This window comes from Phytohabitans maris (assembly GCF_031085175.1).
In the GTDB taxonomy this organism is placed as follows: domain Bacteria; phylum Actinomycetota; class Actinomycetes; order Mycobacteriales; family Micromonosporaceae; genus Phytohabitans; species Phytohabitans maris.
Genome location: NZ_JAVHUY010000014.1, coordinates 1 through 13,947, shown reverse-complemented (window position 1 = coordinate 13,947; position 13,947 = coordinate 1). Strand labels below are relative to the sequence as shown.

Below are 13,947 nucleotides of genomic sequence, written 5' to 3'. Positions count from 1 at the left end.
TGTCATCCCCTTCCTTCGGCCCGGCGGGTGGCCGGTACCGCGTGTTCGCGTGCGTCGAAGCCGTAGCTCGCCGCCAAGGTGCCGAGCGCCGAGTCGAACTCGGCCGCGCAGTCCGGGATCGGCGGCAGCGCGGCCGCCGTGGTCTCCGGGTCCTTGAGGCCGTCGGAGGTGAGCACCGCGACGACGACCGAGTCCGGGTCGACCGCGCCGTCGGCGACCAGCCGGGGCAGCGCGGCGACGGAGAGCGCGGACGAGGTCTCCACCCAGATCCCTTCGAGGGCGCCCAGGTCGCGCTGCGCCTGGAGCATCTCCTGGTTGCTGGCGCTGCGGGCCGACCCGCCGGTGCGGCGCAGCACGTCCAGGGCCTGGTACGTGGAGAGGTTGGAGCCGACCGAGACGGCGACCGTCGGCTCGGTCACCTCGACCGCCTCGACCACGTCGGCGCCGCTGGCGAGGGTCCGCTCCAGCGGGCCGTACACCTCGGCCGCGTGCATCACCGGCAGCCGGTCGATCACGCCGGCCCGGTGGTACTCGTCGATCGCCTTGAACGCCCCGGAGAACGCGTCGCCCGCCCCCACCGGGAAGACGACGTGGTCGGGTACGGCGTCGAGCTGGTCGACGATCTCGTACCCGATGGTCTTGTAGCCCTCGATGCCGTAGCAGTTGCTGCCGAAGAACGGGTAGCCGAACACCGTGACCGGAAACCAGCCGAGCCGGTCGACGCCGGTCTCCATCAGGCTCCACCGGTCCTGCACGGTCGGCGCGGCCAGCAGGTAGGTGCCGTAGACGGCCATCTGCGTCTTCATGGCGAGCGGAAACTTCTGCGTCGTGAACATCACGCACGGCAGCCCGGCCCGCGCCGACATCGCGGCGACGGCCGCGCCGGCGTTTCCGGACGAGGAGCCGACGATGACCCGGCGGCCGAGCCCGCGCGCGGCCGAGACCGCCGCGGCGGCCAGGCGGTCCTTGAACGAACCGGTGGGGTTGCGGCTCTCGTCCTTGAGGTGCAGCTTGGGAATGCCGAGCTTGGCGCCGAGCCGCGGGGCGGGCAGCAGGGGGGTCGCCCCCTCCCCCAGGCTGACGATCGCGTCGTCGGAGACCGGCAACACCTCGCGGTAGTGCCACATGTCCCGCGGCGACCGGCCCCGCCCCGCGACCCGGCGCAACGCCGGCAGCAGCTCGGCGTCGTCGTAGACGACCTGCACGTTGGTCGGCTTTCCGTCCGCGGCGCAGACCGGGCAGCCCTTGAACGGCCCGGTGGGCGACCCCTCGGTCCCGCATCGAATGCACCGAAGGGCACGTGGGCGCATGACGGGGTACCTCCAGCCGATCTTTATCGTTGCGCTGAACGCTACACCATTGCGACTGGCGATATCAACACTTCGCCTGGGCAGCGCCGATGCGGCCGGCGGGCAGGGTGTCGCGGGGCGATCGGGGCGTTCGGCCGACGTGGTGCGTGCGGGAGGCTCTGGGGCTGCCCCGTCTGTGCGGGCAGCTCGAGAGCTCCCGTGCACGCGGGTGCCGCCGCTCGTCCCTGAACGAGGGCGAGGGCGCCTATATGAGCGCGAGGGCGTCGGCGGGGCGTTCGACGCAGTCGACGACGAAGCGGAGGAAGCCGGCGGCCGTGGCGCCGTCGCAGACCCGGTGGTCGAAGGTCAGCGAGAACTGGGCGATCTTCCGCGGCACGATCTCCCCGTCGACCACCCACGGGCGGTCCAGGATCCGCCCGACGCCGAGCAGCGCGGTCTCCGGGTGGTTGATGATCGGGGTGGCACCGTCCACGTTGAACACGCCGTAGTTGTTGAGGGTGAACGTCCCGCCGGTGAGGTCGGCCACGCCCAGCTCGCCGGCGCGGGCGGCCGTGGCGAGGCGGGCGATCTCGCCGTGCAGCTCGCGGACGTTGCGCTCGTGCGCGTCGTGGACGACCGGCACCAGCAGGCCGCGCTCGCCCTGGGCGGCGATCCCCAGGTTGACGCCGGCGAGGCGGACGATCTCGCCGGCGGCCGGGTCGACGCGGCTGTTCAGGTCGGGGTAGCGGGCCAGCCCGGCCACCACGAACCGGGCGATGAACGCCAGGACGCCGACCGGGCTGTCCGGGTCGCGGGCGAGCATCTGCCGGCGGGTCTCGACGAGGTCGGTGGCGTCGACGTCGACCCAGGTGGTGGCGTCCGGGATCTCCTGGCGGCTGCGGGTGAGCCGGTCCGCCACGGTCCGGCGGACGCCACGCAGCGGTACCCGGTCGCGCACCGCGAGCGGCGGGGCGGGCGGTGCCGGGGGCGCGGAGGCGGCTTCGATGGCCCGCTCGACGTCGCGGCGGGCGATCACGCCGCCCGGCGCGGTGCCGGTCAGCGCGGCCAGGTCGACGTGGTGGTCGCGGGCCAGCCGGCGCACGATCGGTGAGATCACCAATGGGCGGGTGCCGGGTGCCGGCGGCGCGGCAGCCGGGCGGCGCCGGCCACGGCGGCCGCGGCGCGCCTCGGCCGTGCCGTAGCCCACCAGGACGTTGCCCGACCCCTCGCCCCCGGACGCGTCGGCGCCCGGCACGGACGGATCGGCGCCCGGCGCGGGGGCAGCGGCGCCCGGCCCCGGCGGAACGGACGCCGGCGCGGATGGCCCGGCGAGCGGCGCCCGCGCCGAAGGGGCGGCGATGGAGATGAGCGGGGCGCCGACGTCCACCGTCCGGCCCTCGGCGGCGTGCAGCTCGGCCACCACCCCGGCGTACGGGGACGGGACCTCGACGCTGGCCTTGGCGGTCTCCACCTCGACCACCGGCTGGTCGACCGCGACCGGGTCGCCGACCGCGACCAGCCAGCGCAGCACCTCCGCCTCGGTCAGCCCCTCGCCGAGGTCGGGCAGGCGGAACTGCCGGGTGGTCACGCGTCCTCCCACTGCAGCGCGGCGACGGCGTCCAGGACGCGTTCGACGTCCGGCAGGTGGTGGTGCTCCAGCTTCGGCGACGGGTACGGGATGTCGAAGCCGGTCACCCGCAGCACCGGCGCGGCCAGCGCGTGGAAGCAGCGCTCGGCGAGCAGGGCCGTGAGCTCCGAGGCCACGCTGGCGAAGCCGGGCGCCTCCGCGACGACCACCGCGCGGCCGGTCCGGCGTACGCTCGCGACCAGCGTCTCCTCGTCCAGCGGCACGATGCTGCGCACGTCGACGACCTCGAGGTCCCAGCCCTCCTCGCGGGCGGCCTCGGCGGCGGCGAGGGCGACCCGGACGCTCGGGCCGTACGCGACGAGGGTGGCGTCGGTGCCGCCGCGGCGCACCACGGCGCGGCCGATCGGCTCGGCGTGCACCGGGAGGGTGACCTCCTCCTTGCTCCAGTAGAGGCGCTTGGGCTCCAGGAAGATCACCGGGTCGGGCCAGGCGACCGCCGCGCGCAGCAGGCTGTACGCGTCCGCGACCGTCGCCGGCGCGACCACCGTGAGCCCGGGCGTGTGCGCGTAGTACGCCTCGGAGGAGTCGCTGTGGTGCTCGACCCCGCCGATGCCGCCGCCGTACGGGGCGCGGATCACCATCGGCAGGCTCACCCGGCCCCGGGTGCGGTTGCGCATCTTGGCGACGTGGCTGACGATCTGCTCGAACGCGGGGTAGGCGAACGCGTCGAACTGCATCTCCACCACCGGCCGCAGCCCGTGCATGGCCATGCCGACCGCCATGCCGACGATGCCGGACTCGGCCAGCGGGGTGTCGAAGCAGCGCCGCTCGCCGTACTTGGCGGCCAGCCCGTCGGTGATCCGGAAGACGCCGCCGAGGGTGCCGACATCCTCGCCGAAGACCAGCACCCGTTCGTCCTCCGCGAGCGCGTCGGCGAGCGCCTGGTTGATCGCCTGCGCCATCGAGGTGGTGGCCACGGTCAGCTCCCCTCGGGTGCGGTGGACTCGGCCCGCAGCAGCTCGGCCTGGTCGCGCAGGCGCTGGGTGGGGCGGTGGTACACGTGCGCGAACAGCTCCCGCGGCGGTGGCGGCACCTCGGCCACGAGGCGGGTGCGCAGATCGGCGGCGAGCTCCTCCGCCTCGGCCGCGACGGCCGCCTCGACGTCGACGTTGAGCTGACCGGAGTTCGTCAGGTACGCGGTGAGGCGGGCCAGCGGGTCGCGGGCCAGCCAGCCGGTGACCTCCTCGTCGGGGCGGTACCGGGTGGCGTCGTCGGCGTTGGTGTGCGCGTCGATCCGGTACGTCACCGCCTCCACGAGGGTCGGCCCCTCCCCCTCGCGCGCCCGCCGGGCCGCCGCGCCGACCACGGAGAGCACCGCGGCGGCGTCGTTGCCGTCGACCAGGACGCCCGGCATGCCGTACCCGATGGCTTTGTGCGCCAGCGACGGCGCCGCCGTCTGGCGGCGGACCGGGACCGAGATGGCGTACTGGTTGTTCTGCACGAAGAAGACGACCGGCAGGTGGAAGACGGCGGCGAAGTTGAGCGCCTCGTGGAAGTCGCCCTCGCTGGTCGCGCCGTCGCCGACGAACGCGAGCGCGACCGTCTCCTCGCCCCTGGCCTGCGCGGCGAAGGCCAGGCCGACCGCGTGCGGGGCCTGGGTGGCCAGCGGGGTGCACTGCGGGGCGGCGTGGTGGGTGTACGGGTCGTAGCCGCAGTGCCACTCGCCGCGCAGCAGGGTGAGGATCTCGACCGGGTCGACGCCGCGGGTGAGCAGCGCGACGCTGTCCCGGTACGTCGGGAAGATCCAGTCGGTGGAGCGCAGCGCGAGGACGGCACCGACCTCGGCCGCCTCCTGGCCGTGCGCCGACGGGTACACGGCGAGCTGTCCCTGCTTGACCAGGGCGGTCGCCTGCTGCTCGAACCTGCGCCCGAGCACCAGCGCCCGGTACGCGGCGCGCAGTTCGGGGCCGCCGGGCAGCCCGCGCCGGGCGACCGGCGTGCCGTCCGCCTCGATGAACCGCACCGGCTCCGCGGAGGGGAGCAGCCGCGCCCCGGCCGCCTTCGACCTCGTCGCCACCTCGACCTCCCTCGCCCGCGCTGTGCCCGCGCTGTGCCCGCGCTCGCCCGGCACGATGTCCGCGCTTGCCCGCTACGATGCGTTCGATCTTGGGCAGCTGTCCATAGACTGGAAGATCTCCGAGACAGATGCGAACCGGAGGGCGGGATGGAGAGACAAACTGGCACGCCGGAGGCGGCACCGGCCCCGCCGGCGAGACAGCCGGCGCCGCTCGACGACCTGGACCGCCGGATGGTCGCCGAGCTGGTCAAGGACGGCCGGATGGCGGTGCGCACCCTCGCCGAGCGGCTGCACATCTCCCGCGCGAACGCGTACAGCCGGCTCGCCCGGCTGGTCCGCGACCGGGTCATCCGCGGTTTCTCGGTGCGCCTCGACCCGGCCCAGGTGGGGCTCACCACCGCCGTCTACGTGACGATGCAGATCGAGCAGAACGCGTGGCGCGACGTCCGCGAACGGCTCACCCGGCTGCCGGCGATCCAGCACTTCGCGCTGACCGGCGGCGCGTTCGACATCATCGCGCTGGCCCGGGTGCCCGACCAGGCGCACCTGCGCGCGCTCATCCTGGACGAGATCCAGTCCATCCCCGGGGTCCGCAACACCCAGACCCAGCTGGTATTCGAGGAGGTACCGGACGAGATGCTGTTGCACTAGAGGGCTGCCCGTGATCGAAGCTCCCGTCATGTCGTTCTAGCGACGTGAGGGGAGCTTCGATCACGGGCGGGTGGCGCGAGGGGTGAGGCCGGCTGGCGGCCCGACGAGCCGGGCGCAGGTCGAGCCACCAGCCGGGGACCGTGGGCGTTACTGCCCGGTGGCGTGGAGGTCGGCGACCTCGGCCGCGGTCAGCGCGCGGCTGTAGAGGCGGAAGCCGTCCACGGCACCGTCCAGGTACGGGTCGCCGCCGTACTGGGAGCGGCCGATCCAGTTCTGCGTGGTGCTGCCGAGGTCGGCGGGGCGGAGGGTCAGGGCGGCGTTGCGGGCCACCTCGGCGCCGTTCAGGTAGAGCACCCCGAGGCCGCCGGAGAGGGTGACCGCGACGTGCGTCCACGCGCCGGTGGGGAGCGCGGCCGGGGCGTTGATCCGCTGCTCGCCGCCGGACCCGGAGGTGGTGATCGCGAACCGGGCGGTGCCCGCGCTGCTGCGCGGCGTCAGGAACATGCTGGCGGTCGAGCCGGAGCCGAGGTCGAACAGCCGGGACCAGTTCGCGACGGTGTCGAGCCGCACCCACGCCGCGACCGTGCAGGCGGTGGCGCCGGCCAGGATGCCGGCCGGCAGCGACACGTACCCGCTGGTGCCGTTGAGGTCGACCGCTCCCCCGGTGCGCCCGCCGGTCCACCCGGCGCCGCCGCCGAGGGTCGCGGTGCGCCCGTTGCCGGTCGCGTCGGCCGCCGCCGTGCCCGAGGTCTCGTCGAAGCGGTAGTGCGCGACGAACGGGGCCGGCGGCGGCGTGGTGTTGACGTTCCAGTAGACGGTGTACCGCTGGCCGTGCGTCTTGTAGAACGGCAGCAGCGTCACCGCCCCGGTGCTGGCGGTCCCGGTGAACTGCAACGGCGTCGACGTCGCGGCGAGCGTCGCCGGGTTGAGCGTGGGCATGCTGGACAGGTTGCTGGTGCCGTAGGCGCCGGCGAGGACGACCGGGCCGTACCGCACCGCCTGGACGGCGGCGTTGTCCGGTGTGGACTCCCGGGCCAGGGACATGGGCAGGCTCACCTCGACGACGTCACCCGACGTCCAGGTCCGGCTCATCGTCGCGTACGTGCCGGGGGTGGCCGCCACGCTCTGCACCGCGCCGTTGAGCCGGAGCTGCGCCCCGCTGGTCCACGACGGGATCCGCACCCGCAGCGTGAACGCGCCGGAGCCGGTGACGGTGAGCCGGGTCGACGCGGCCTCGGGAAACGTGGTCTCCTGCCGTACCGTGATGCCCCGCCCCGGCCAGGTGAGCACCGAGGCGACGAAGAGGTTGACGTAGAGCGTGTCTCCACTGTGGAAGTAGATGCTGTCGGCGTACTTGGTGTTGCTCTCCATGCCGGTGCCGTGGCAGCAGGTCCAGTTGTCGTAGTCGTTGCTGTACGTCTTGATGCCGCCCGGCCGCAGCGGCACGTAGTAGCAGTGGAAGCCATGCGAGGAGCTGGGGTTCTGGGCGCCGAGAATGTGGTTGTAGAGCGCCTTCTCGTAGTAGTCCATGTAGTCGGCGCGGGCCGGGTTGGTGAAGAAGAGCTGCCGGGTCAGCTTCAGCATGTTGTACGTGTTGCAGCACTCGCAGGTGGTGTCGGAGAGCTCACTGGCGATCCGGTTCGGCGCCTTGAAGTACTCGCCGTTGGAGTTGCCGCCGATCGCGTACGAGTGCCGCCCGGTCACGATGTCCCAGAAGTTGACGGCGATGTCGCGGTAGCGGATGGTGCCGGTGGCGTGGTACTCGCGGATGGCGCCGAGGACCTTGGGGATCTGCGTGTTGGCGTGGTAGTTGTTCAGCGCGTCCACGTTGGACGCCAGCGGGTCGAAGATCTCGGCGTGGTCGAAGTGCTGGGCCGCGGCCAGGTGGTTGGGGTCGGCGGTGAGCTGGTAGAGGTTGGTGAGCACCTCGTTCATCCCGCCGAACTCGGTGTCCAGCATGTTCTGCCGCTGGGTGAGGGTGAGCCGGTCGTTGCGGAGCTTCACCCAGGCCGCCATCCGGGTCAGCACGGTGAGCGCCTGGGCGTTGCCGGCGAGCAGGTGCATGTCGAGCAGGCCCGCCATGATCTTGTGGAGCGTGTAGTACGGCGCCCACACCGACTGGCGGGCCTCGACCCGGTCGATGAAACTCTCCGGGTACGCCGACAGGTAGCCGGTGTTGAACCCGGCGGCGGTGGCCCGGTCCTGGCACTTGGCCAGCTCGGCGACGAGGTAGTCGCCCTTGGTCTTGAACGCGGCCGGGCCGCCGTTGGCGTACCCCTGGGCGAGCGCGGAGAGCACGTGGCCGGTGGAGTGGCCGCGCAGCTCGGTGGTGGGTGTCTCCCAGCCGCCCATCGCGGCGGCGGACGACGGCAGGCCGACGTTCAGCCGGAACGTGTGCAGCAGCCGGTCGGCGTCGAGGAAGCCGAGGTAGCTGTGGGTGCGTCCCATGTTGGCCTGGAACGGGCCGGCGAGCAGGGTGACGGCGGAGAGCGGAAACGCGTACGCCGATACTCCGGTGTCCGGGCGGGCGGCCACGGCGGGGGTGGGCTTCAGGGCGGTGACGCCGGCGGCGGCGACGGCGCCCGCGGCTCCGGCGCGGAGCACGGTACGGCGGGAGAGGGACACGGGTTACCTCCTGTCCTGTGTGGACATCACCGGGAGCCAGACCCGCATGGTCGCCGGACCGCGGTTGGCCCACAGGTGGTAGGGAACGAGGGTGAGGTCGCCCGGCTCTGGTTCCACTGTGCTGGGTGTTCCGTACGGCCAGCCGGCGCCGGCCGCGGCGACCGGGAGCGCGCCCCGGTCGCCCGCTACGGTGAGCGCGACCACGTCCCGGCCGAGTGCCGGCAGGGGGCGCTCGGTGACCGGCGCGGAGCGGTCGACGTCGACCGCGTCCAGCGCCACCGCCGGGTCGTGGTCGACCGACTCGGCGCAGTACACCAGGGGGCCGCGCTCGACGGCGGCGCAGCCGCGGACCGCGTCGATCCGCGGATCGGGTTCGGTCCAGCGTGGAGCGACCGGCAGCTTCAGCCGGATCTGGTCGCCGGCCCGCCAGGCGCGCGAGACGACCGCGTACCCGGGGCCGACCCGGCGGGCGCCCTCTGGGGTGACCAGCGTCGCCTCGCCGGCCCAGGCGGGCACCCGCAGCGACAGCCGCCAGGGCGCGTCGCCGGTGCGGTCGACCCGGATCCGGACGCCGCCGCTCCACGGGTAGCCGGTGGCGACGGTCAGCGCGGTGTCGCCGTCGGTTACCGTGCCGCTCGCGTACTGGTGGAGCTGGATCCCGCCACCGTCCACTGTGGCGATGTAGCCGCCGAGGGAGGCGAGGGTGCGGGCCACGTTCGTCGGGCAGCAGGAGACGTCGCGCCACGGCGCGCGTTCGCTGGAGGCGGCCCGCGGCCACGGCCGGGAGCGGTCCAGGAGCGGTCCGGAGCCGCGCTGCTGCAGCGGGTTGGTGTAGAAGAACGCGCGGCCGTCCAGCGAGGTCGACGCGGCGACGACGTTGTAGAGGGTGCGCTCGGCCAGGTCGGCGAAGCGGGCCTCGCCGGTGGCCAGCAGCAGCCGCCAGCAGAGCATGACGGAGGCGACGGCGGCGCAGGTCTCGACGTAGGCGCGGTCGGGCGGCAGCTCGAAGTCTTCGCCGAACGCCTCCCCCTCGTGGCGCGAGCCCATCCCGCCGGTGAGGTAGGTGCGGGTGGCGACGGTCCGCTCCCACTGCCGCACCACCGCGGCGAGCAGCTTGTCGTCGCCGGTCTCGACCGCGACGTCGACGGCGCCGCAGGCGAGGTAGAGGGCGCGTACGGCGTGGCCGGCGAAGGCGGTGCGCTCGCGGACCGGCACGTCGTCCTGGAAGTACGCCCGGCCGAGCTCGATGTCGGGCAGGGTGGCCTGGCCGCGGCGGTCGAGGAAGAGGCGGGCCTGGTCGAGGTAGCGAGCGGTGCCAGTGGCCCGGTACAGCTCGACGAGCGCCATCTCGATCTCCGGGTGGCCGCAGAGCGCCTGCCGCCCGGTGGGGCCGAACTCGACGCAGACGTGGTCGGCGGCGCGGATGGCGGCGTTGGTGAGCGCGTCCCGTACGCCGCCGCGCAGCCGGGCGACGCCGGCCTGGATCAGGTGGCCGTAGCAGTACAGCTCGTGCCCCCAGGTGAGGTCGCTGTAGCGCGGCCGCTGCCCCGGCCGGCCGAACATCGTGTTGAGGTAGCCACCCGGCTCCTGCGCGGCGGCGACCACAGTGGACAGCTCGTCGAGGGGGGCGCTGCCGCCGCGGGCGACCTCCCAGGCCATCGCCTCGGCGAGCTTGTACACCTCGGAGTCGGAGAACTCGCGGCCGCGCCGGCGGTGCGGGGCGAGGTCGTCGGTGGCGGCGAGGCGGAAGTTGCCGAGCCAGCCGGTCTCCTCCAGCCAGTGGCGGGCGTGCGGGATGGTGGCTCTGGCGTTGCGCTCCTGCCGCTCGCCCCAGAAGCCGCCGGCCAGGCGCACCTGGTCGAGGCCGAGCGGGCGCAGCGCGCCGGCGGACGGAAGCACCGGTCCGATCATGGTCACCCCTCGAACGCGCGGGACCGTTGGCCGCCCGGTGGCCGAAAACCTTTTCGGCAATGTAGCCACGCGGTTACGCCCGCGTCAAGAGGGCACGGTGATCGAAGCTCCCCTCAAGTAGTTCTAGCGACTTGGAGGGAGCTTCGATCACCGGCCGCGGGCCCGGTGGGGTAGGCTTTCGCTCCGAAACATCTTTCGAAAGGATTTCGGTGGGCAGGCAGCGGTCCCGGACGGTCACGTTGACCGACGTCGCGCGGCTGGCCGGGGTGTCGGTGGCCACGGCGTCGAAGGCGCTCAACGCGCGGGACGAGGTCGCTCCGGAGACCCGCCAGCGGGTTCTCGAAGCCGCCGAGGAGCTCTCCTTCCAGCCGAACGTGCTGGCCCGCGGCCTGCTGACCGGCCGCACCCGCACCATCGGCCTGCTGACCGACGAGCTGGCCCACCGGTTCTCCATCCCGATCCTGCTCGGCGTGGAGAACACCCTCGCCAACGGCCAGATGTCGGTCCTGCTCTGCGACGCGCGCGGTGACGCGATCCGGCGCCAGCACTACATCCGCACGCTCATCGCCCGCCAGGTCGACGGCTTCGTGGTGCTCGGCGACTCCAACGACCTGCGCCCGTCACTCACCCGCCAGATCCCGGTCCCGGTGGTCTACGTGTACGGCGAGTCCGACGACCCGCGCGACCTGTCCGTGCTCGCCGACGACGAGCACGGCGCCCGCCTCGCCACCGAGCACCTGGTGTCGCTGGGGCGCCGGCAGATCGCGCACATCACCGGCCCGCAGAGCTACCGCGCCGCCCGGGACCGGGTCGCCAGCCTGCGCAAGGTGCTCGCCTCCGCCGGCCTGCCGCTGGTCGGCGGCGACCCGCTGTACGGCGAGTGGTCGCAGCGGTGGGGGCGAAACGCGACCCGGATGCTGCTGTCGACCCACCCGGAGATCGACGCCATCTCCTGCGGCAACGACCAGATCGCCGCCGGCGCCGCCGGCGCCGTCCGGGAGATGGGCCGCCGCGTACCCGACGACGTCTCCATCGTCGGGTACGACAACTGGCACGAGTTCGCGGCGGACTGCCAGCCGCCACTGACCACTGTGGACCTCAACCTGCAGCAGATCGGCGAGACCGCGGTCCGGCACCTCTTCGCCGCCCTCGACGGGCAGCCCACCTCGGGCGTGGTGCGCCAGCCGTGCCGCCTCGTCGTCCGCGACTCGACCGGCCCCCGCCTTCCCCACGTCCGTGATCGAAGCTCCCCTCAGGTCGCTGGAACGACTTGACGGGAGCTTCGATCACAGCCCGTGCGGGCCGGCCGTCACCGGCCGTGGTGCGGCGGGACGACGGGTCGCCGTCCGGGGGCCTGGCGCGGCGGGACCTGCCGGCCGGTGGGCGGTGCCGGCGGGGGCAGGTTCGCCACCTCGTATCGGGCCAGCGCCAGGTTTCCGGCCGTGCTGGGCATGGTCGGCGGGTCGGCCGGCCTGCCGCGGAAGCGGAACGCGGAGGTGAGGTCGCCGAAGGTCCGCCGCCGCCAGGCGCTGATGTTCGTGCACTCCACGCCGGTCACCCGCTCCAGCAACCGGAGGTTGGAGGTGTGGTCGAACGGCTCGCTGCACACCCAGCCCCCCGCCGTCCAGGGCGAGACGACGATACAGCCGACCCGGAAGCCCGCCCCCACCGGAAGACCGCCGCCGTCGACGCCGCCGGGTGAGGTCAGCGTCACGAACTCGTCGGGCGTACCGGGCGGCGGGGTCGGCGGCGGGACGTGGTCGAACATGCCGCCGTTCTCGTCCCAGACCAGGATGAACACGGTCTTGGCCCACACGTCGGGGTTGGCGGCGATCGCGTCGATCTTCGATGCGATGTACTGCGCCCCGGCCGCCGGCATGGACTGGTTGGGGTGCTCGTTCTGTCCGGTCGGCGGGAACAGCCAGCTCACGGTGGGAAGCCGGTCGTTGAGCGCGTCGTACTCGAACTGGCCGGGAGCGGACGGTGTGCGGGTGTTGAGGTACAGGGGCGAGGTCGGGGGCGCGTCCCGGTACCCCTGGAAGTACGGGTACGCCTGGCTCCTCATACCCCCTTCCTCCCAGTAGAACTTCCAGCTCACGCCGGCGTCGGTGAGGTTCTCCGCGTACGTCCGCCAGGTGTTGACGTTCATCCGGTTGATGAGAATCGGGCCACCGCCGGTGCCGTTGGGATCGATCGTGCCGGTTTCCCACATGACCCTGTTCGGTGTGGTGGAGCCGAGCACCGAGCAGAAGTAGTGGTCGCAGATCGTGAACGCGTCGGCGAGCGCCCGGTGGAACGGGATGTCCGGCTCGTCGAAATACCCCATGAGCAACGGGATGTTGTCCTTGTTGCCTTGGAAGTAGCGGTAGCTGGCCGGCAGCCACTGGTCCATCTTGCCGCCGTTCCACGCCATGTGGGACGGGTCCCACGCGTAGTCGCCGGCGGTCGGCATCCCCTGCGCCGCCGTCGTACGACTGTCGAGGTGGAACGGGAGCACGTAGCCGTGCGGGTTCTTGTCGGTGGGCTGGTGGAAGACGCTACGGCCGGTGGGGAGCCGGATCGCGTCCGGATCCGAGAAGCCCGCCACACCCGACATGGTCCCGAAGTAGTGGTCGAAGCTCCGGTTCTCCTGCATGAGCAGCACGACGTGCTCGATGTCGCCCAGCGACGGCCGCCCGCTCGGCGGCGGGGACGCCAGTGCCTTTTGGACGTTGGGCGGCAACACGCTCATCCCCAGCGCCGCGCCCCCGGTGGCGGCGCCCGCCCCCAGCAGCCGGCGCCGCGTGAACACCGGATTCTCCTCGGCCGTCAAAGCTTCCTCACCCCGTACATCGATCGGAAACAGTGAATGCCATCGTAGGTGGGCGGCCGCGAACGCAAGATCCACTCAGGTGGAACTCCTGTCGAACACCGGGTGTCCGGCTACTCGCCGGAGGGCACGGCCAGCTGCGCCCCCAGCGGCACCGGCGTGCCGAAGTTGGGCGTGCCGTCCGCGTTCCACGTGAACTTCTGCGCCCGCGTCGACCGGTTCATGTCACACCCACCACCAGCCGAGCTGTTCGCGTGATACACGATCCAATCCTCCGTCCCGTCCGGCGACGTGAAGAACCCGTTGTGCCCCGGACCGTACACACCATTCGCGTTACTACGCTGAAACACCGGATTCGGAAACTTCCGCCACGACGACGAACTCAACGGATCCCCACCCACATACTCCAACATCCCCAACTTGTAATCCGGCGTCGAACAATGCGAAGCCGAATACACGATGAACGTACGCCCATTACGCTGCAACACCTCACCACCCTCAGCCACCGCACCACCCACCGTCTCCCACGACAACGTCGGCGTCGTCAACACCCGCCGCGTCCCCGACGCCGTCCACGGATTACTCAACGGCCGGATGAACATCGGCTGCGACCCGTTGTAAAACGTCCCCAACAAATACAACTCCCATTCAACCGCAGAATCCCCGGATCCAACTCCCACGTATTGTCCGACACCGGATCCAACATGTCCGCCTTGAACGAATACGGACCCATCGGATCCAACCCCGCACTCTCCAACACATGAATCCGCTGCGAACCCAGATCAAACGGCTCCCGCCCCGCCGTGTAATAGAAATACCACCGCCGACCACTCGGACCATCCAACAAATGAAACTCCGGCGCCCACATCGTCCCCGCACCATTCGGCCGACTCAACGTGAACAACACCGTATCCACCGCCGACGCCAACCCACCCAACGTCCGCGAACGACGCATCGTCACCGTGTTGTTCCACGTCGTCGTCGCCAAATAGTAGAA

At 72.1% G+C, this 13,947-nt stretch carries 10 protein-coding genes and 1 pseudogene; 2 read left to right on the top strand and 9 right to left on the bottom strand.

The features are described 5' to 3' along the window. Positions 1-2 precede the first annotated feature (2 nt). From RB614_RS16355 to pdhA, 4 genes are all read right to left on the bottom strand, one after another. On the bottom strand, positions 3-1,310 hold the full coding sequence (locus tag RB614_RS16355; protein ID WP_308713357.1) for a threonine synthase: 1,308 nt from the start codon (positions 1,308-1,310) through the stop codon (positions 3-5). Positions 1,311-1,554: 244 nt separating this feature from the next. After that, entirely contained in the window at positions 1,555-2,877 is a 1,323-nt protein-coding gene (locus tag RB614_RS16350) for a dihydrolipoamide acetyltransferase family protein (RefSeq protein WP_308713356.1), read from the bottom strand. Further along, complete coding sequence (locus RB614_RS16345) at positions 2,874-3,854, bottom strand: alpha-ketoacid dehydrogenase subunit beta (protein WP_308713355.1); 981 nt, start codon at positions 3,852-3,854, stop codon at positions 2,874-2,876. The genes RB614_RS16350 and RB614_RS16345 overlap by 4 nt, the downstream gene beginning before the upstream one ends. 2 nt (positions 3,855-3,856) lie before the next feature. Then, positions 3,857-4,954, bottom strand: a complete 1,098-nt coding sequence (gene pdhA / locus RB614_RS16340) for a pyruvate dehydrogenase (acetyl-transferring) E1 component subunit alpha (protein WP_308713354.1) — start codon at positions 4,952-4,954, stop codon at positions 3,857-3,859. Between the two features lie 147 nt (positions 4,955-5,101). Here pdhA and RB614_RS16335 point away from each other — a divergent pair, with 147 nt between their 5' ends. Beyond that, complete coding sequence (locus RB614_RS16335) at positions 5,102-5,605, top strand: Lrp/AsnC family transcriptional regulator (RefSeq protein ID WP_308713353.1); 504 nt, start codon at positions 5,102-5,104, stop codon at positions 5,603-5,605. A 147-nt stretch (positions 5,606-5,752) separates the two neighbouring features. Here the strand turns inward: RB614_RS16335 and RB614_RS16330 are convergent, their stop codons facing one another. Further along, the gene (locus RB614_RS16330; protein ID WP_308713352.1) at positions 5,753-8,230 is read right to left on the bottom strand and encodes a glycoside hydrolase family 127 protein; all 2,478 of its coding nucleotides are present in this window, start codon (positions 8,228-8,230) and stop codon (positions 5,753-5,755) included. Positions 8,231-8,233: 3 nt separating this feature from the next. Beyond that, positions 8,234-10,141: a glycoside hydrolase family 127 protein gene (locus RB614_RS16325; protein WP_308713351.1), complete on the bottom strand. Its 1,908-nt coding sequence runs from the start codon at positions 10,139-10,141 to the stop codon at positions 8,234-8,236. Between the two features lie 209 nt (positions 10,142-10,350). Here RB614_RS16325 and RB614_RS16320 point away from each other — a divergent pair, with 209 nt between their 5' ends. Next, positions 10,351-11,415, top strand: a complete 1,065-nt coding sequence (locus RB614_RS16320; protein ID WP_308713350.1) for a LacI family DNA-binding transcriptional regulator — start codon at positions 10,351-10,353, stop codon at positions 11,413-11,415. Positions 11,416-11,450: 35 nt separating this feature from the next. Here the strand turns inward: RB614_RS16320 and RB614_RS16315 are convergent, their stop codons facing one another. From RB614_RS16315 to RB614_RS16305, 3 genes and pseudogenes are all read right to left on the bottom strand, one after another. After that, on the bottom strand, positions 11,451-12,932 hold the full coding sequence (locus tag RB614_RS16315; protein WP_308713349.1) for an alkaline phosphatase family protein: 1,482 nt from the start codon (positions 12,930-12,932) through the stop codon (positions 11,451-11,453). A 248-nt stretch (positions 12,933-13,180) separates the two neighbouring features. Then, a pseudogene (locus RB614_RS16310) lies at positions 13,181-13,552 on the bottom strand (family 43 glycosylhydrolase); the annotation flags it as partial. Beyond that, on the bottom strand, positions 13,534-13,947 hold a 414-nt coding region (locus RB614_RS16305), incomplete at its 5' end, for a family 43 glycosylhydrolase (RefSeq protein ID WP_308713348.1). The pseudogene RB614_RS16310 and the gene RB614_RS16305, both read right to left, overlap by 19 nt.

Excerpts from the sequence above, each read along its gene's own strand:
- RB614_RS16355 (WP_308713357.1), bottom strand. The coding sequence starts at position 1,310 with ATGCGCCCACGTGCCCTTCGGTGCATTCGATGCGGGACCGAGGGGTCG.
- RB614_RS16335 (WP_308713353.1), top strand. The coding sequence starts at position 5,102 with ATGGAGAGACAAACTGGCACGCCGGAGGCGGCACCGGCCCCGCCGGCG.
- RB614_RS16325 (WP_308713351.1), bottom strand. The coding sequence starts at position 10,141 with ATGATCGGACCGGTGCTTCCGTCCGCCGGCGCGCTGCGCCCGCTCGGC.